Source organism: Amycolatopsis sp. CA-211722, assembly GCF_056828465.1.
Genome location: NZ_CP184752.1, coordinates 6,950,913 through 6,967,230, shown reverse-complemented (window position 1 = coordinate 6,967,230; position 16,318 = coordinate 6,950,913). Strand labels below are relative to the sequence as shown.

General features: G+C 68.5%; 15 protein-coding genes and 1 pseudogene. 11 read left to right on the top strand and 5 right to left on the bottom strand.

What is annotated here, in order from left to right; genetic code table 11:
* Window positions 1–6: 6 nt before the first annotated feature.
* On the bottom strand, window positions 7–2,037 hold the full coding sequence (locus tag ACOCEP_RS32845) for an MMPL family transporter (protein WP_482333117.1): 2,031 nt from the start codon (window positions 2,035–2,037) through the stop codon (window positions 7–9).
* A gap of 106 nt (window positions 2,038–2,143) precedes the next feature.
* On the opposite strand from ACOCEP_RS32845, the gene ACOCEP_RS32840 reads away from it, so the two are divergent.
* The 5 genes and pseudogenes from ACOCEP_RS32840 to ACOCEP_RS32820 form a co-directional block, all read left to right on the top strand.
* Window positions 2,144–2,617 (top strand): MarR family winged helix-turn-helix transcriptional regulator, encoded by a 474-nt coding sequence (locus tag ACOCEP_RS32840; protein ID WP_482333116.1) that lies wholly within the window; start codon window positions 2,144–2,146, stop codon window positions 2,615–2,617.
* Between the two features lie 12 nt (window positions 2,618–2,629).
* Window positions 2,630–4,117: an SDR family oxidoreductase gene (locus ACOCEP_RS32835; RefSeq protein ID WP_482333114.1), complete on the top strand. Its 1,488-nt coding sequence runs from the start codon at window positions 2,630–2,632 to the stop codon at window positions 4,115–4,117.
* Window positions 4,118–4,392: 275 nt separating this feature from the next.
* On the top strand, window positions 4,393–5,070 hold the full coding sequence (locus ACOCEP_RS32830) for a response regulator transcription factor (protein ID WP_482333113.1): 678 nt from the start codon (window positions 4,393–4,395) through the stop codon (window positions 5,068–5,070).
* Window positions 5,063–6,457, top strand: a complete 1,395-nt coding sequence (locus ACOCEP_RS32825) for a sensor histidine kinase (protein ID WP_482333112.1) — start codon at window positions 5,063–5,065, stop codon at window positions 6,455–6,457. Before ACOCEP_RS32830 ends, ACOCEP_RS32825 begins: the two co-directional genes overlap by 8 nt.
* A 57-nt stretch (window positions 6,458–6,514) precedes the next feature.
* Window positions 6,515–7,480, top strand: a pseudogene (locus ACOCEP_RS32820) (acyltransferase family protein); the annotation flags it as partial.
* 165 nt (window positions 7,481–7,645) lie between these two features.
* Here the strand turns inward: ACOCEP_RS32820 and ACOCEP_RS32815 are convergent.
* The gene (locus tag ACOCEP_RS32815) at window positions 7,646–9,094 is read right to left on the bottom strand and encodes a DHA2 family efflux MFS transporter permease subunit (protein ID WP_482333111.1); all 1,449 of its coding nucleotides are present in this window, start codon (window positions 9,092–9,094) and stop codon (window positions 7,646–7,648) included.
* Between the two features lie 210 nt (window positions 9,095–9,304).
* Here ACOCEP_RS32815 and ACOCEP_RS32810 point away from each other — a divergent pair, with 210 nt between their 5' ends.
* On the top strand, window positions 9,305–10,156 hold the full coding sequence (locus tag ACOCEP_RS32810) for a maleylpyruvate isomerase N-terminal domain-containing protein (RefSeq protein ID WP_482333109.1): 852 nt from the start codon (window positions 9,305–9,307) through the stop codon (window positions 10,154–10,156).
* A 34-nt stretch (window positions 10,157–10,190) separates the two neighbouring features.
* Here ACOCEP_RS32810 and ACOCEP_RS32805 read toward each other — a convergent pair whose 3' ends face one another.
* Window positions 10,191–10,580, bottom strand: coding sequence for a winged helix-turn-helix transcriptional regulator (locus tag ACOCEP_RS32805; RefSeq protein ID WP_482333107.1), 390 nt, complete (start codon window positions 10,578–10,580; stop codon window positions 10,191–10,193).
* 97 nt (window positions 10,581–10,677) lie between these two features.
* Between ACOCEP_RS32805 and ACOCEP_RS32800 the strand changes: the two genes are divergently transcribed.
* Window positions 10,678–11,085 carry a RidA family protein gene (locus tag ACOCEP_RS32800; RefSeq protein ID WP_482333105.1) on the top strand — a complete coding sequence of 136 codons (408 nt, stop codon included), beginning with the start codon at window positions 10,678–10,680 and terminating at the stop codon, window positions 11,083–11,085.
* A gap of 4 nt (window positions 11,086–11,089) precedes the next feature.
* Here the strand turns inward: ACOCEP_RS32800 and ACOCEP_RS32795 are convergent, their stop codons facing one another.
* Window positions 11,090–11,569: a cupin domain-containing protein gene (locus tag ACOCEP_RS32795; RefSeq protein ID WP_482333104.1), complete on the bottom strand. Its 480-nt coding sequence runs from the start codon at window positions 11,567–11,569 to the stop codon at window positions 11,090–11,092.
* A gap of 308 nt (window positions 11,570–11,877) precedes the next feature.
* Complete coding sequence (locus ACOCEP_RS32790) at window positions 11,878–12,309, bottom strand: VOC family protein (RefSeq protein ID WP_482333103.1); 432 nt, start codon at window positions 12,307–12,309, stop codon at window positions 11,878–11,880.
* Between the two features lie 101 nt (window positions 12,310–12,410).
* Between ACOCEP_RS32790 and ACOCEP_RS32785 the strand changes: the two genes are divergently transcribed.
* The 4 genes from ACOCEP_RS32785 to ACOCEP_RS32770 all read left to right on the top strand — a co-directional run bounded on the left by ACOCEP_RS32785 (window position 12,411) and on the right by ACOCEP_RS32770 (window position 16,301).
* Entirely contained in the window at window positions 12,411–13,067 is a 657-nt protein-coding gene (locus ACOCEP_RS32785; protein ID WP_482333101.1) for a GntR family transcriptional regulator, read from the top strand.
* Window positions 13,068–13,199: 132 nt separating this feature from the next.
* Window positions 13,200–14,513, top strand: coding sequence for an ABC transporter substrate-binding protein (locus ACOCEP_RS32780; RefSeq protein WP_482333100.1), 1,314 nt, complete (start codon window positions 13,200–13,202; stop codon window positions 14,511–14,513).
* Window positions 14,513–15,469: a carbohydrate ABC transporter permease gene (locus tag ACOCEP_RS32775; RefSeq protein ID WP_482333099.1), complete on the top strand. Its 957-nt coding sequence runs from the start codon at window positions 14,513–14,515 to the stop codon at window positions 15,467–15,469. Before ACOCEP_RS32780 ends, ACOCEP_RS32775 begins: the two co-directional genes overlap by 1 nt.
* Complete coding sequence (locus ACOCEP_RS32770) at window positions 15,462–16,301, top strand: carbohydrate ABC transporter permease (protein WP_482333098.1); 840 nt, start codon at window positions 15,462–15,464, stop codon at window positions 16,299–16,301. The genes ACOCEP_RS32775 and ACOCEP_RS32770 overlap by 8 nt, the downstream gene beginning before the upstream one ends.
* The last annotated feature ends 17 nt before the right edge of the window (window positions 16,302–16,318 follow it).

Genomic DNA, 16,318 nt, shown 5'->3' with positions numbered 1-16,318 from the left:
GTGAGTTCATTCCCGGCCGGTCTTGGCCAGCTTCGACGGCCACCAGATCTTCCGTCCGACGTCCACCGCCAGCGCCGGTACCAGCAGCGAGCGCACCAGGAGCGTATCGAGCAGGACGCCGAACGCGACGATGAAAGCCAGCTGTGCCAGGAAGAGAATCGGCAGGACGGCCAGTGCGGCGAAGGTCGCGGCGAGCACGACTCCCGCGGACGTGATCACGCCGCCGGTGACGCGGAGGCCGCGCAGTGTCCCGTCCCGCGTGCCGATTCCGCCCGCCTCTTCGCGGACCCGGGTCATCAGGAAGATGTTGTAGTCGATCCCCAGCGCGACAAGGAAGACGAAGCCGAACAGGGGGACGACCGGGTCGGCGCCGGGGAAGTCGAAGACGTGGTTGAACACCAGCGCCGAGACACCCATCGTCGCCGCGAACGACAGCACCACCGTGCCGATCAGCAGCAGCGGCGCGAGCAGCGATCGCAGCAGGAGGGCGAGCACGAGGAAGATCACGACCAGGACGATCGGGATGATCAGCAACCGGTCGTGCTCGGAGGTCTCCCTCGTGTCGAGCAGGGTGGCGGTGGGACCGCCGACCTTGGTGCCGTCGACGGGGTGCACGGCTTCCCGGATCCGCTGGACCGTCGCGACGGCCGCGTCGGAATCCGGGGGGTCCGCGAGGACCGCGTCGATCTTCGCGAGCCCGCCCGCTTCGCCGCTTTGGCGAACGTCCGAAACGCCGGGGACGCGGGCCAGCGCGGTGACCGCGGGGGCCTGACCTGCGGGGGTGATGATCACGGTGGGCGAGCCGGAGCCGCCGGGGAAGTAGCGTGAGAGGACTTCCTGCCCCGCGACGGAGTCGACCGGCGTGAGGAAGACGTCGGACTGCGCGGTGCCGGAGGCCTTGAGCTGGGGGAGGAACGCGCCGCCCGCGAGCAGCACGACCGTGGTGACGATCCAGATCGTGCGCGGAGCGCGGGCGACCCAGCCCGATACGCGTGCCCAGATCCCGCCGGTCTCTTCGCGCGGCCGGGTCACCGTCGGCCGGAAGGGCCAGAAAGCGTTGCGCCCGCACAAGGCCAGGACGGCGGGAAGGAACGTGATGGTCGTGAGGAAGGCGGCGCCGATGCCGATGGCGGCGACCGGGCCGAGTCCCTTGTTGGAGTTCAGATCGCTGAACAGCAGGCACAGCACGCCGAGGATCACGGTCCCGGCCGACGCCGCGATCGGTTCGATGGTCGAGCGCCAGGCCGTGCGGAGCGCGAGGCGTGCGTCTTCGGTCGTCCGGAGTTCTTCGCGATACCGCGAGACCATCAGGAGCGCGTAGTCGGTGGCTGCGCCGAAGACGAGGATGAACAGGATGCCCTGGCTCTGGCCGTTCAGCGCCAGCACGTCGTGATCCGCGAGCAGGTACACCGCGAGACTCGCCGTTCCCAGCGCGAAGACGGCCGACAGCAGGACGAGGAAGGGCAGCAACGGGCTCCGGTAGACGACGACCAGGATGATCGCGACCACCGCGCCCGCGACCAGGAGCAGCAGCCCGTCGATCCCGCCGAACGCCTCCTTCAGGTCGGCGACCTGGGCGGCGGGCCCGGTCACGAGCACCTTCAGCCCGTCGGGGGTGTCGCGGGCGAGGGCTTCTCGCAGCGCCTCCACGCCGTCGCCGGGGTCACCCGTCGCGTCCAGGAGCACGACGACCTGCGCGCCCGCGTCGCTCCGCGGCGCCGGGACGAGCCGCGCGTTCGACGTCCGGTCGCTGAGGAACCGCTTGTCGGCCTCGGTCAAGCCGGAGGGCCGCTCGGCGACGACGATCGCCGGGATGACGGCGGCGCTGGAGAACTGCTTCTGGAGTTCGCCGACCTCGGTCGCCTCGGCGGACGCCGGCAGGAAACTGCTGCTGTCGTTCTCCGTGACCTGGCTCAGCTTGCCCGCGTACGGGCCGCTGAACCCGCCGAAGATCAGCCACGCGACCGCGACCAGGGCGGGGAGCAGCCACCGCAGACGTGACCGCGTGCGGGCGGGGCGTTCGACTTCCGAGATCATGGACGGATGGCTCCCGTGGCAGTGCTACTTCGACGAGTGAATAGTTCGACCATCGAAATAGTAGAGTGTTCATCCGGACGGGGCAGCGTGAGGGGAGGTTTCGGGCATGGCTGAGGACACCGAGCCCGTCACGGACGACTTGCTCGTGCTCCTGCTGCGGCAGCTGACGGTCGAGTCCGACCGGTTCGCGGAGATGTTCGGCGAGGCGCACGGCCTGCACCGGACCGACCTCAACGCGCTCGCGGTGATCATGGACGCCGCCCGGATGGGGGACCCGATGAGCCCGAGCAGGCTCGCGAACGCCCTGCACCTGAGCGCGTCGGCGACGACGGCGGTGCTGGACCGGCTGGAGCGGGCCGGGCACCTCTACCGGGACCGGAGCGCGACGGATCGGCGCAAGGTCGAACTGCGGATGCACGAGAAGGCGCGGGAGATCGGCTCCGAATTCTTCCAGCCTCTCGGTCGGCGTTACGCCGAAGCGTGGCGGGACATGGGAGAAGACGAGCGGCGGACGGTCGCCCGGTTCCTCCGGAGCAGTATCGCCGCGACCGTCGACGTGCGGGGGCGCCTGGCACCGTGAAGACTCGGGGGCATGCGATGTGTGGTGCTGGGAGCGACGGGTTATGTCGGCGGACGGCTGGTACCGCAACTGCTGGACGCGGGGCACGAGGTGCGCGTGGTGGCGCGCTCGCCGGAGAAGGTCGCCGAGGAGCCGTGGCGTGACCGTGTCGAGGTCGAACGCGGCGACGTCACCGATCCGGCCTCCATCGAATCAGCGCTGACCGACTGCGAGGTCGTCTACTACCTGGTGCATTCGTTGTCGCGCAAGGACTTCGTCGACGTCGACCGGGAAGGGGCGCGGACCGTCGCCGAGGCGGCGAAGGCGGCGGGCGCGCGGCGGCTGGTGTATCTGGGCGGCATCGTGCCCGATGACGAGGAGTTGTCGCCGCATCTGGCGTCCCGTGCCGAAGTGGGCCGGGTCCTGCTGGATTCCGGAGTGCCCGCCGTCGTCCTGCAGGCCGCGGTGATCATCGGTTCGGGTTCGGCGAGCTTCGAGATGCTGCGTTACCTGACCGAGCGGCTCCCGGCGATGGTGACCCCGCGCTGGGTGCGCAACCGCATCCAGCCGATCGCGATCCGCGACGTGCTGCACTATCTCGTGCACGCGGCCGATCTCCCGGCCGAGGTGAACGGCGCCTTCGACATCGGCGGGCCGGACGTGCTGACCTATTTGGACATGATGCGCCGGTACGCCGTCGTCGCCGGTCTGCCGAGGCGTGCCGTCGTACCGGTGCCGGTGCTCACCCCGTGGCTGTCCGCGCAGTGGGTCAACCTGGTCACACCCGTGCCGAAGTCGATCGCCGTACCGTTGATCGAATCGCTGGTGCACGAGGTGGTCTGTCACGACCATTCGATCGCCGAGCACATCCCCGACCCCGAGGCCGGCCTGACGCACTACGAGCACGCCGTCGAGCTGGCGCTCACCCGGATCCGCAACGCCGACGTGCCGACCCGCTGGTCGGACGCGTCGAGTGCCGCGGCGCCCTCGGACCCGTTGCCGAGCGATCCGGAATGGGCGGGCGGGACGGTCTACGAGGACGAACGGGCGCAGCGGACGGACGCCTCGCCGGAGGCGCTGTGGGACGTCATCGAATCGATCGGCGGGGAGCACGGGTGGTACTCGTTCCCGCTGGCCTGGTCGGTCCGCGGCTGGGCCGACCGGCTCGTCGGGGGCGTCGGGTTGCGGCGCGGGCGGCGGGATCCGCGGCGGCTGCACCTCGGCGAGGCGCTGGACTGGTGGCGCGTCGAATACCTCGACCGGCCGCGGCTGCTGCGGTTGCGGGCCGAGATGAAACTGCCCGGCCGCGCCTGGCTCGAACTCGGCGTCGAGTCCGATGAGGACGGTCGGACCGTTTACCGGCAGCGGGCGGTGTTCGAGCCGCACGGGCTGGCCGGGCACGCGTACTGGAAGGGGATCGCGCCGTTCCACGGTGTCGTCTTCGGTGGCATGGTCCGCAACATCACCGGCGCGGCGCAAGGACGCCTCGTGAGTGGTACGGACGGTTCTGTTGAGCCGTAGGGCAAAGGTGTCCTGTCGGGTGGCGAGTCCGTCGCTCCGGGGGTGCTCGGCGAGGTGAAGGGAGCTTTCCCCTCATCGCACGCGAGGAAAGTCCCCTTCGCCACAGGTGGTGCGGTCCTTGTGGGCGCTGGAAGGTTCGGACGCGTCGCGATAGTGGCCTTCGCGACACCGAAGCCCGCGTCCAGCAAGCGCCCGAGCACGCCATATTTGCCTTACGGGTCGTTGGAACCGTCCTTACCACTCACGAGACCGAAGCCGTATGGGATCGTGAGCGGATGAGGATCTTGCTCGTGGAGGACGAGCGACGGCTGGCCGAATCACTGCGCGCGGGGCTGAGTGCCGAGGGCTACGCCGTGGACGTCGCGTACAACGGCCGCGACGCGCTTTGGTACGCCGCCGAGCATCCGTATTCCGCGATGATCCTCGACATCATGCTGCCGGGGCTCAACGGCTACCGCGTCTGCCGGCGGCTGCGCGAACGGGGCGACACCACCCCGATCCTCATGCTGACCGCGAAGGATGGCGAGGACGACGAGATCGAGGCGCTGGACACCGGCGCCGACGACTTCCTCCCGAAGCCGTTCTCCTACGGCGTCCTGCTCTCCCGCCTCCGCGCGCTGATCCGGCGCGGGGGAGCGACCCGGCCGGGAACGCTGCGGATCGGTGACCTCGAACTCGACCAGGCGAGCCACCTCTGCCGTCGCGGTACGGCCGAGATCCCGTTGACCACCAAGGAGTTCGCGCTGCTGGCGTATCTGATGCAACGGCAGGGCGAGGTGGTCACCAAGGCCGAACTGCTGGAGAACCTCTGGGATTTCGCCGCGTCGGCGACCGCGAACCTCGTCGAGGTCCACGTGAGCGCGCTGCGGCGCAAGATCGATCTGCCGTTCGGGGTCGAGACGATCCGCACGGTACGCGGTGCCGGCTATCACGTGGTGCGCTCCGGTGCGTGAGTTCCTGCGGACGACCCGCTTCCGGGTCGCGCTGACTTCGTTCGTGACGTCGCTCCTCGCCCTCGGCGTCGTTTCGGCCTGGCTCGTGCTCGACGCCGAGAACCGGCTGGGGGCGGGGGCCGCGCAGGTGGCGAGGGCGCGCGCGGCGGCGATCGTGCAGCTGCTGAACACCGGCGCCGCACCGGCCGATCTGCTCCTGCTCGTCCGGGATTCGGCCTATGAGGTGGTCGACCAGTCCGGCCGGCGCGTCATCGGGTGCCCTGGCCTGCGGCACGGGCTGCTGGTCCAGGCGGACGACTATCAGCGCGGTGATTCCGTGTCGGTTCTCGAGGCGGGCGCGGTCGACGAGTCGATGGCGGGCTCGGTCGGCTGCCGGGGAGTGCTCGGGCGTGAGGTCGAGACCACCGAGACACGCGTGCACGTCGCGGCCGAGACGAGCGGCGACAGCAAGTACCGGATCTACGGCGCGGCCGTGGTCGACGAGTCCGGGCAGGCGGCGCTCGACGCGGTGCGCGTGACGCTGCTCGCGGGGGTCCCGGTGATCGCGCTGCTGATCGGGGCGGTCGCGTGGCTCGCCGTACGCCGTTCGTTGCGGCCGGTGGAGGCGATCCGCTCGGAGGTCGCGGAGATCGGCGCGCACGACCTCTCCCGCCGGGTCCCGGCCCCGGACAGCGCCGACGAGATCGCGAAGCTCGCCGAAACGATGAACACGATGCTCGCGCGCCTGGACACCGCGGTCACCCGGCAAAGCCGCTTCACCTCGGACGCGTCGCACGAACTGCGCACTCCGCTGGCCTCCTTGCGGACCCAGCTCGAGGTGCTGCTCGCGCATCCGGACCGGCTGGCCTGGCGCGACGCGTGCCGCAACGCGCTCCTCGACGGCACCCGGCTGCAGGATCTCGTCGGGGACCTCGTCCTGCTCGGCAAGCTGGACAACGCGGAGCCGGAACGGACCACGGCGGTGCGGCTGTCCGAAGTGGTCGAATCCTGTCTCTCCGGGCGGCCGGGGGTCCGGGCCGAGATGGACGACGATCCAGTGGTCCTCGGCGACCGTGGCAGGCTGGAGCGGTTGCTGCGCAACCTGGTCGACAACGCGCAACGCCATACCCGCACCGGCGTCGAGGTCCGGGTGTCCACTGTGGACGAACTCGCCGTGGTCGCGGTCACCGACGACGGGCCGGGTATTCCCGCCGTGGACCGTGAGCGGGTGTTCGATCGCTTCGTGCGTCTTGACGACGGACGCGCGCGGGACGACGGCGGGGCGGGTCTGGGGCTGGCGATCGTCGCCGAGATCGCCCAAACGCACGGCGGCACCGTCGAAGTCGCCGACCACGACGGTGGTGCCCGGCTCGTCGTCCGCCTGCCGTTGGCGAAGCCGCGAAGCTGAAGACATCTTCAGCTTCCTTAAGCTCTGGTTCAGCGTCCGCGCACGAACCTTCGGGGCATGTTCGTTCCCGCACTCCGCTCCTGGTGGCGGCCCCTCGACCACGACGGCTATCTGGTCTCGTCGTGGTTCCCCGGCCTCACCGGCGTCCGCGCGCTCGCCGCAGTGGCCGTCGTGTTCTTCCACTACGGAGGCCCGGTCGTCGACCGCCTCCAAGGCTGGATCGCCGTGCAACTGTTCTTCGTGCTGTCCGGCTTCCTCATCACGACGCTGGCCCTGCGCGAGGAAGACCGTGACGGCCGGATCTCGCTGCGCGGGTTCTACCTGCGCCGGGTCTTCCGGATCATGCCGGTGTACTTCCTGCTCCTGGCCCTGACCACGGTCGCGGTCCTGCTCGGCGGGACGTACCAGAGCAGCAGGCTCGCCGATGCCATGCCGTATTACCTCGTCTTCGGCAACGAACTCGTCGACTTCAACACGCCCTATCCGACGTCGTGGTCACTGGGAGTGGAGGAGAAGTTCTACCTGGTCTGGCCCGCGCTGCTGGTGCTGACTTCGTTCGCGCGACGGGGGAAGACCGCGCTGCGCCTGTTGCTGGGTGCATCGGTCGTCCTGGGTGTCGTGCTGATCGCGCTGCCGCTGGCGCCCTCGCACACCTGGGCGAGCCTTTCGGTGCACTACTGCTCGCTGGTCGTCGGCTGCCTGCTGGCGATGACGCTGCACCATCCACGAGGGTTCGCCCTCGTCCGGCCGCTGACCAGCCCGGCCGTCGCCGCGGCGATCGGCTGCGGGTTCGTCGTGCTGCAGTTCTCCGTCGGACCGCTGGCGAAGGCGCTCGGCGGGCACTGGCAGTCCGTGGTACCGGTCTACACGGCGGGCTCGGCGCTGCTGCTCGTGGCCGTCGTGTCGCCAGGCCCGGTCCGCTCGCTGCTCTCGTGTATGCCGCTGACCTTCGTCGGAGATCGTTCGTACGCGCTCTATCTCGCCCAGACCGGCGCGGCCGGGGTCACGGGCTGGCTGCTGCCCAGCGGCCTCGCCAAGGCCGCCGCGACCACCGGCGTCGCGTTGGTGTTCGCCTGCGCGCTGCGCCGCTGGGTCGAACAGCCGGCCATCGCCTACGGCCGGAAGGTGATCGGACGGCGCGCGCCCGCCGACCCTCCGGTGGAGGAGACGACGGGCGCGCGGCGAACGTCAGTGATGCGCGGCCACCGCACCGGTGCCGGCGCTCTTCTTGACGAAGAGCGATCCGGCGAACGCGGCGAGACCGACACATCCGGCGACCATGAAAGTGGTGCGGATACCGCCCGCGTCGGGACTGACCGCCCCGGCCGTGGCCGTGCTCGCCGTGGCCACCGCGATGAACAAGGCGGTGCCGAGCGCGCCGGCGAGCTGCTGAAGGGTGGCGAGGATCGCGCTGCCGTGTGAATAGAGGTGCTCGGGCAGCGAGCCGAGGGATTCGGTCATCAGCGGCGTCATCATGAGGCCGAGCCCGGCCATCAGCAGGACATGGATGGCGATGACCGCGATCAGCGGTGAGTCCGCGCCGAGCAGGGCGAACAGCCACAGCGAGATCGCCATCGCGCCCGCGCCGGGGATGACCAAGGGGCGCGGGCCGAAGCGGTCGTACAGCGCGCCGACCGGACGGCCGAGCAGGCCGAGGACCAGGCCGCCGGGAAGCACCGCGAGCCCGCTGACGAACGTGGTGGTGTGCAGGACGGTCTGCAGGTACAACGGGAGCAGGATCGCCGCTGCGCCGAGCAGGCACATGAACAGCAGGGCCGTCAGCACCAGGGAGACGACGAAACTGCGGTGGGTGAACGGACGCAGGTCCAGCAGTGCGCGGTCTTCCTTCTGGAGGCGCAACTGGCGCCAGGTGAACACCACGAGCGCCACGGCACCGACGGCGATCGGCGCCCACGGCGGCACGGGCTGATGCCCGCCCGCGGATTCGCCGGACACCGAAAGGCCGTACAGCACGCCGCCGAAACCGATCGCGGACAGGACCACCGACAGCACGTCGAGCGGCACCTTGCGGGTGTCGCTGTCCAGCCGGAGCTGCAGCATGCCGACCACCAGGGCGGCGAGCGAGAGCGGCAGCACGATCCAGAACATCCAGCGCCAGCCGAGCGACGAGAGCACGGCGCCGCCGATGGTCGGGCCGATCGCCGGGGCGACCGCGATGACGATCGTGATCGTGCCCATCGTGGCGCCGCGTTTCTCGACCGGGACCAGCCGCATCACCGTGGTCATCAGCAGCGGAAGCATCACCGCCGTCCCGCAGGCCTGGATGACGCGGCCGGTCAGCAGGAGTGCGAAACCCGGGGCGAGCGCGCTGACCAGCGTGCCGGTGCTGAACAGGGTGAGTGAGGCGAGGAACACCTGGCGCGGGGTGAACCGTTCGAGCAGGAACCCGGTGGTCGGGATGACGACCGCCATGGTGAGCAGGAAGCCGCTGGTCAACCACTGGACGGTGGTGGTCGGGACCTTGAGGTCGACGGTCAGGTCGCGCAGCGCGACGCTCAGGATGGTCTCGTTGAGGATCATCACGAACGCGGAAAGGACCAGGACCCCGATCAGGAGGCCGGCTTTCGCCGGTGCCCTTTGCTGGTCGTGGGCGGTTTCGGGCAGGGTCTCGGTCATCAGTGAAGGGCTCCTGGAAGGGCGCGGGTCCGCGTTCGGCCGCCTTCGGTGACGGCGAAGGCGAGGCTGAGTCTTTCGTTCAGTCTGCCTGTGCCGGTCGGGGTGTGTCACGTGAATTTCCGTAGTGAGTACGGTCACTGCGCCTCCGGGCAGGGCCGTTCCGCACGTGAGCGGAACGGATTTCCAGTGGCAGCACGATAAAATCGGCGAGTGACCAGAGCGATCACGGCGGATCGATGGCGTTCGGTGCGGCGAGCCTATCGGGTGACGGGCGCGCGATTCGCGGAACTGGTCGCCCGCGTTCCGGATCCGGAGGCGATGGTCACCGCGGAGTGGACGGTGGCGGAAACGGTCGCCCACGTCGCGATGATCGCGAAGATGTACACCTCACTGGTGCGGCCGGACAGCGCGTCGTTCTTGGACGCCCGCGCGCAGAGCCAGGTCGAGGAGACCACTGTGGACACCGTTTCCGTGCTGAACACCTTGGTGTTGCGTGATTTTCCCGAACGCGACATCCAGGTGCTCGTCGCCGGACTGCTTGCGGACATCGAGGAAGTACTGCGGGTGACCGAAGACGCGGACCCGGACGCTCCGCTGGACTGGCTCGGGGGCTCGAAGGTTCCGCTGGCCGGCGTCCTCGCGCATCTCGTCGACGAACTGCAGATCCACGGCTGGGACATCGCCGAGGCGCTGAAGCTGCCGTGGAGGATCGCCCCGGCCGACGCCGCGTTGTTCTTCGACCTGTTCCTGGTGGGCGTGTTGAGCCACGACGTCGGACATCTTCTCGACACCGACGAACCGCCGCGGGATCGGCGGATCGCCGTGGCGTTCCGGTCGGCGTACACGTCCCCGGTCGTGCTGGCGCTGCATCGGGGACGGGTGACGGTCGAGGAGCCTGGCGGGCCGGTCGACGTGCGGGTCTCGTTCGACCCGCCGACGCTGAACCTGATGCTGTTCCACCGGGTCGGCAAGGTGCGTGCGGCGTTGACGCGCAAGATCGTCGTCGGCGGTCCGCGACCGTGGCTGTTGCCGGCCTTCCTGCGGGTCGTGCGTTTACCGTAGGGCTTCGTGTGTGACTGGCCGGTTCAGGACCTCGTCAACTGATGACGGGCGCGTCGAACCGCCGTCGCGAGTCTTCGATGTCGCCGAGGAACCGATGGGTCCAGTCGCACATCCCGTCGACGGTCGCGCGCAGGCCGTGCCCCGCTTCGGTGAGGGTGTAGTCGACGCGCGGTGGCACCGTGGGGTGCACCGTCCGCTCGATCAAGCCGTTGCGCTCCAGCATGCGCAGATTCTGGGTGAGCATCTTGTGGCTGATGCCCTCGATCTCGTTCCGCAGCTCGGTGAACCGCCGGGTGCGGTCGCCGATCGTCTCGATGATCAGGAGCGCCCACTTGTTGGCGACGTCGGAGAAGATCTCCCGCGCCAGCGAGTCCGCCCGCATCACATCGGCGTCGTCCGAGCCGTTGAGCTGCTTGGTCACCATGAGGTTCCTCAGTCACGAAATAGTGCGTTCTTCCAGGTCGTTGCACACTCTCCTACGGTTCCTGGGTAACCGCAAGTGACCACGAAGAGGAGTACGGATGAGCATCACCCTGGTGAACCCCGCGGGACTGCCGGAGATCCCCGCCTACCGGCAGGTTTCGATCGCGACCGGGTCGAAACTGGTCTTCGTCGCGGGGCAGGTCTCCTGGGACGCCGACGGCGCCCTTGTCGGCGAGGGAGACCTCGCGGCACAGGTCGAACAGTGCTACCTCAACATCGGCACCGCGCTCGCCGAGGCCGGCGCCACCTTCGACGACGTCGCGAAGATGACCGTCTACGTCGTGGACTGGACGCCGGACAAACTCGCGCTGTTCCTCGAAGGCGTGGACCGGGCGGCCGCCAAGCTGGGCGGCACCCCGGTCCCGCCCGGAACGCTGATCGGCGTCGCGGCTCTCGACGTGCCCGAGCACCTCGTCGAGGTCGAGGCGACCGCGGTCCTCGACTGAGCGCTCACTGACCGCGCGCGGCGCGCCAGACCGGGCTGTCGACGTAGTGGTTGTCGTACTGCTTCGAGGACGCGGCGATCTCCGCCGGGTCGGCTTCGCCGCGCGCGACCCGGTCGAGGAGCCGGTAGTAGTCGAAGCGGGCCATGCCGGGTGTGAAGGTGACCAGAACGTCGGCGTCGGATCCGGCGGCGGGCCCGAACGCGTGCGGCACCTTGGGCGGCACGGCGAGGAAGTCGCCCTTCTCGAGCGTGTGCAGGGTTTCGTCGACGAGGACCTGGAGCTTCCCTTCGAGCACGAAGAAGAACTCGGTCGCGCGGGTGTGGAAGTGGGCCGGGGTGCCGAAGACGCCGTCCTTCAGGGTCGCGCGGTTCGCGGTGAAACCCCCGTCGGTGGTGTCCGAGTCGGCCAGCAGCGTGATCTCGCTGCCCGGCGCGTCGCTGACGATCTCGGCGTCGGCGGCTCGGCGCAGGATGGGGTCGAACATGGCGGCGTCTCCTTGGTCCTTCGTGATCTGACAGGACCACTCTCTCCTGGTGCCGGACCTTGATCAACGCGGAAAGCGGGCACCGATCGATAATGCGGAGGTTATCGATTGCGTGCCCGCCTTCATGTGCTGGGAAGGTGTGAAGGTCGAGTTTCCTCGGCTGAGCCGAGGGAAGGGGGCCTTCACGCGCGGCCGCTGTGGCTGTTGTGGTTGCTGGTGTACCTGGGCTGAGAGTGGCGACCCTGGCGGGTCGTGAAGGCCTCCTTCACTGCCCGCCAGGTAGGCAAGGAGGCCTTCACGGACCGCGGTCACACGGCGAAGACCTGCGCGTCGTCGGCGAAAGCCTTGAACTCCAGGGCGTTGCCCGCGGGGTCCAGCAGGAACATCGTCCACTGTTCCCCTGTCTGGCCCTCGAAGCGGACGTAAGGCTCGATGACGAACGAGGTGTTCGCCGCGCGCAGCCGATCCGCGAGCTTCCGGAACTCCGGCACGGTGAGGATCAGGCCGAAGTGGGGCACGGGAACGTCGTGTCCGTCGACGGGGTTGTGGATCCGCCGCGGCCGCTCCGGCGCGACGTGCGTGACGAACTGGTGGCCATGGAGGTTCCAGTCGATCCACGTGTCGGAGCTGCGGCCCTGTTCGAGACCGAGGACTTCGCCGTAGAAGGTGCGTGCGGCCGCGAGGTCGTCGACCGGCATGGCGAGGTGGAAGCGGGGGATGGGGGAATCGAGGACGGTCATGGCCAGGGAATCCTTCCAAGGGAGCGGCGGTTGTCGCAATGTTAACATTAGGACAAAGTGTGAGGTGGCTAGTATCGGGCGTTCCGGTCGGAAGGATGAGGATGAGCGAACCCGGCAGGGTGGTGCCGGCACGTCGTCGCGGGTTGGCGGACGAAGTCGCCGACAGGGTCAGGGACGCCATCTTCGGCGGTGCCTATCCGCCTGGCGCGCAGCTGCGCGAGGTCGAGCTTTCGGAAGCGCTCGGCGTCAGCCGCGGCCCGGTGCGCGAAGCGCTGTTGAAGCTGGAGCGTGAGGGGCTGGTCCGCAGCGAATGGCATCGCGGCGCGATCGTCACCACGCTGTCCGATGTGGACGTCGCGGAACTCGACAGCCTGCGGTCGGCCCTGGAGCAGCTGGCCGTCCGGCTCGTGGTCGCGAACGCGCCGGAAGCGGATCTGGCCGTGATCGACCAGGTCGTCGATCGGATGGACCGGGCGCGCGACGAGCACGAGATGGTCCGCTGTGACATCGACTTCCACGACGCGGTCTACGCGGCGTCCGGTCATCGGCGGCTCGTCGAGGCGTGGCAGGCCATCCGGTCGCAGGTGCACCTGTTCCTGCTGACCCGGATCGGCGTGAGCTCCGACGGCTATCTCGCGAGCATCCCGGCCGAGCATCGCCGGCTGGCGGCCGCTCTTCGTGCCCGTGACGGCGAGAAGGCGCTCGAACTGTTCGCCGTCCACCGCGGCGAAGCCTTCGCTGTGCTGACAGGGGAGTGAAAGAGCCGGACGAATTGGCGTTCAAGGTCTTGACGGCAAGGTTGGCCAAGGCTTAACTCAAGCCCTGAAATAAGACGTGTCCCGGGTCACAGGCTCCGGGCGCGGCTTGGCCACTCACCCCGAGGACCATCGATGCGAATCGGAAAGATCGCTCCCGCGCTCGTCCTGGCGCTGGCGGCCGCCGCCACGACGGCGTGCGGCGGCGGCGACACGGCGTCCAGTGCTCCCCAGGAGCTCGTGTACTGGGCTTCCAACCAGGGCACCAGTCTCGACAACGACAAAGCCGTCCTGCGGCCCGAACTCGACAAGTTCGAAAAGGCCTCCGGGATCAAGGTCAAGCTCGAGGTCGTCCCGTGGACGGATCTGCTCAACCGGATCCTCGCGGCCACCACTTCCGGCAAGGGGCCGGACGTGCTCAACATCGGCAACACGTGGTCCGCCTCGTTGCAGGCGACCGGGGCGTTCCTGCCGTTCGACGACGCCGCGCTGGAGAAGGTCGGCGGCAAATCGCGCTTCCTCGGCCCGTCGCTGGCGGCCACCGGGGCGAGCGGGCAGCCGCCGGTCGGCGTACCGCTCTACGGCCAGGCATACGGCCTGTACTACAACAAGAAGCTCTTCGCGGACGCCGGCATCACCAAGCCACCAGCCACCTGGGAGGAGCTCGTCGAGGACGGCAAGAAGCTCACCAAACCCGACAAGGGCCAATGGGGGCTCTCGCTCCAGGCCGGTCAGGTCACCGAGAACAGCCACCACGCGGCGATCCTCGGCGCTCAGCATGGCGCGCAGTTCTTCACGCCCGAAGGCAAACCGCAGCTGGCCTCGGATCCGTCCGTCGCGGCGGTGCGGCAGTTCGTCGACCTGATGCAGAAGGACAAGATCGTCGATCCGGCCAACGCCGAGTACGCCGACACCGCCAAGTCGCTCAAGGACCTGTCGGACGGCAAAGCCGCGATGTTCATGAACCAGGCTTCCGCGGGGTCGTTCAAGAACATCGGGATGGACATGGCGAACCTCGGCGTCGCGCCGATCCCGCTGCCCGCCACCGCGCCGCCGAACGGCCGGAAGGTGACCAGTTTCGTCGCGGGTATCAACATGGCGGTCTTCAAGAACACCAAGAACCCCGACGCCGCCTTGGATTTCGTCAAGTTCATGGTTTCGGCACCGGAGCAGGCGCTGCTCAACAAGACCTACGGATCGCTGCCGACCGTGCAGGACGCCTACGGTGACCCGGCGTTCCAGACCGAAGACGTCAAGGTCTTCCAGACCGTGCTCGCGAATTCGGCGGAGCCGATGCCGCAGGTCCCGCAGGAGTCGCAGTTCGAGACCCTGATCGGCACCGCGATGAAGGCGATGTTCGCCGACGTCGCCGCGGGCAAGCCGGTCGACGACGCCAAGATCCGTGACCAGCTGAACCAGGCGGACCAGCAGATCGCGGCCGGTGGTTGATGCCGACCGCTCTCGATGAAGCCCCGGCCGTGAAACCGGCCGGGGCGCCCCGGCCGCGGCGTGTCCGGCGCGGACGGCGGATGGTCGCGCTGCCGTATCTGCTCCTGCTGCCCGCGATCCTGCTCGAACTGCTCGTCCACCTCATCCCGATGATCGCCGGGCTCGTGATGAGCTTCTTCAAGCTGACGCAGTTCTCCATCCGGGACTTCTCGTCCGCCCCGGCGGCCGGGCTGGACAACTACAAGTTCGTCCTGGACTTCAACTCGGCCGCGGGTAAGTCGCTGCTCGGCTCGTTCTGGATCACCGTCCTGTACACCGTTCTCTCGGTGGGGTTCTGCTGGCTCTTCGGCACCTCGGCCGCCGTGCTGATGCAGAAGAACTTCCGGGGCCGCGGCCTGCTCAGGACGCTGTTCCTGGTGCCGTACGCGCTGCCGATGTACGCCGCCGTGATCACCTGGTCGTTCATGTTCCAGAAGGACACCGGCCTGGTGAACGATCTGCTGGGCACCGATTCCTTCTGGCTCATCGGGGACAACAGCTTCTGGTCGCTGGTGGTGGTCTCGGTCTGGCGGAACTGGCCGTTCGCGTTCCTGATCGTGATGGCCGGGCTGCAGAACATCCCCGGCGAACTGTACGAAGCGGCGGCCATCGACGGCGCGGGCTGGTGGCGGCAGTTCCAGGCGATCACCCAGCCGATGCTGCGACCGGTCAACCAGGTGCTGCTGCTGGTGCTGTTCCTGTGGACGTTCAACGATTTCAACACGCCGTATGTCCTTTTCGGAGCGTCCGCGCCGAAGGAGGCGTCGCTGATCTCGATCCACATCTACCAGAGTTCCTTCGTGACCTGGAACTTCGGCCTCGGCTCGGCGATGTCGGTGCTGTTGCTGCTGTTCCTGTTGATCGTCAGCACCGTCTACCTGGGACTGACCGCACGCAGGAGGAACGCCGTTGTCTGAGCCTCGCTGGGTTCCGTGGGCCCGCCGATTCGTCCTCGGCTTCCTCGCGTTGTTCACGCTGGTGCCGCTGTACGCGATGGTTTCGTCGTCGCTGAAGCCGCTCGGGGACGTCCAGGGCGCCTGGGAATGGGTGCCGACGAAGCTGACCATCCAGCCGTTCTTCGACATCTGGGAGACCATCCCGCTCGCCGAATACTTCGTGAACAGCCTGGTCATCTCCGGCTCGGCGGCGATCCTCTCGGTGGTGATCGCGATCTTCGCGGCGTACGCGCTGAGCCGCTTCCGGTTCCGGGGCAAGAGCTTCTTCAAGATGACCGTGCTGTCCACGCAGATGTTCCCCGGCATCCTGTTCCTGCTGCCGCTGTTCCTCATCTTCGTCAACGTCGGCAACGCCACCGGCATCGTGCTGTACGGCTCGCGGCTCGGGCTGATCATCACCTACCTGACCTTCTCGCTGCCGTTCGCGATCTGGATGCTCGCCGGCTACATCGACTCGATCCCCAAGGAACTCGACGAGGCCGCGATGGTCGACGGCACCGGGCCGTTCGGCGCGCTGATCCGGGTGGTCGTCCCCGCGGCCATGCCGGGCATCGTCGCGGTGGGGATCTACTCGTTCATGACGGCCTGGGGCGAGGTCCTGTTCGCGTCGGTGATGACCGATTCGGGCACGCGGACCCTCGCGGTCGGGCTCCAGGAGTACTCCACCCAGGTCCAGGTGTACTGGAACCAGGTCATGGCCGCGTCCCTGATCGTCTCCGTCCCGGTGGTCGCCGGATTCCTGCTGCTTCAGCGCTATCTCGTCGCCGGGCTCACCGCCGGTGCCGTGAAATGACCCACCCGTCGCTCCGT

Coding starts and splice junctions, on each gene's coding strand:
- ACOCEP_RS32785 (WP_482333101.1), top strand. CDS start 12,411: ATGAGCGAACCCGGCAGGGTGGTGCCGGCACGTCGTCGCGGGTTGGCG.
- ACOCEP_RS32840 (WP_482333116.1), top strand. CDS start 2,144: ATGGCTGAGGACACCGAGCCCGTCACGGACGACTTGCTCGTGCTCCTG.
- ACOCEP_RS32790 (WP_482333103.1), bottom strand. CDS start 12,309: ATGACCGTCCTCGATTCCCCCATCCCCCGCTTCCACCTCGCCATGCCG.
- ACOCEP_RS32775 (WP_482333099.1), top strand. CDS start 14,513: ATGCCGACCGCTCTCGATGAAGCCCCGGCCGTGAAACCGGCCGGGGCG.
- ACOCEP_RS32795 (WP_482333104.1), bottom strand. CDS start 11,569: ATGTTCGACCCCATCCTGCGCCGAGCCGCCGACGCCGAGATCGTCAGC.
- ACOCEP_RS32805 (WP_482333107.1), bottom strand. CDS start 10,580: ATGGTGACCAAGCAGCTCAACGGCTCGGACGACGCCGATGTGATGCGG.
- ACOCEP_RS32830 (WP_482333113.1), top strand. CDS start 4,393: ATGAGGATCTTGCTCGTGGAGGACGAGCGACGGCTGGCCGAATCACTG.
- ACOCEP_RS32815 (WP_482333111.1), bottom strand. CDS start 9,094: ATGACCGAGACCCTGCCCGAAACCGCCCACGACCAGCAAAGGGCACCG.
- ACOCEP_RS32845 (WP_482333117.1), bottom strand. CDS start 2,037: ATGATCTCGGAAGTCGAACGCCCCGCCCGCACGCGGTCACGTCTGCGG.
- ACOCEP_RS32800 (WP_482333105.1), top strand. CDS start 10,678: ATGAGCATCACCCTGGTGAACCCCGCGGGACTGCCGGAGATCCCCGCC.
- ACOCEP_RS32780 (WP_482333100.1), top strand. CDS start 13,200: ATGCGAATCGGAAAGATCGCTCCCGCGCTCGTCCTGGCGCTGGCGGCC.
- ACOCEP_RS32835 (WP_482333114.1), top strand. CDS start 2,630: ATGCGATGTGTGGTGCTGGGAGCGACGGGTTATGTCGGCGGACGGCTG.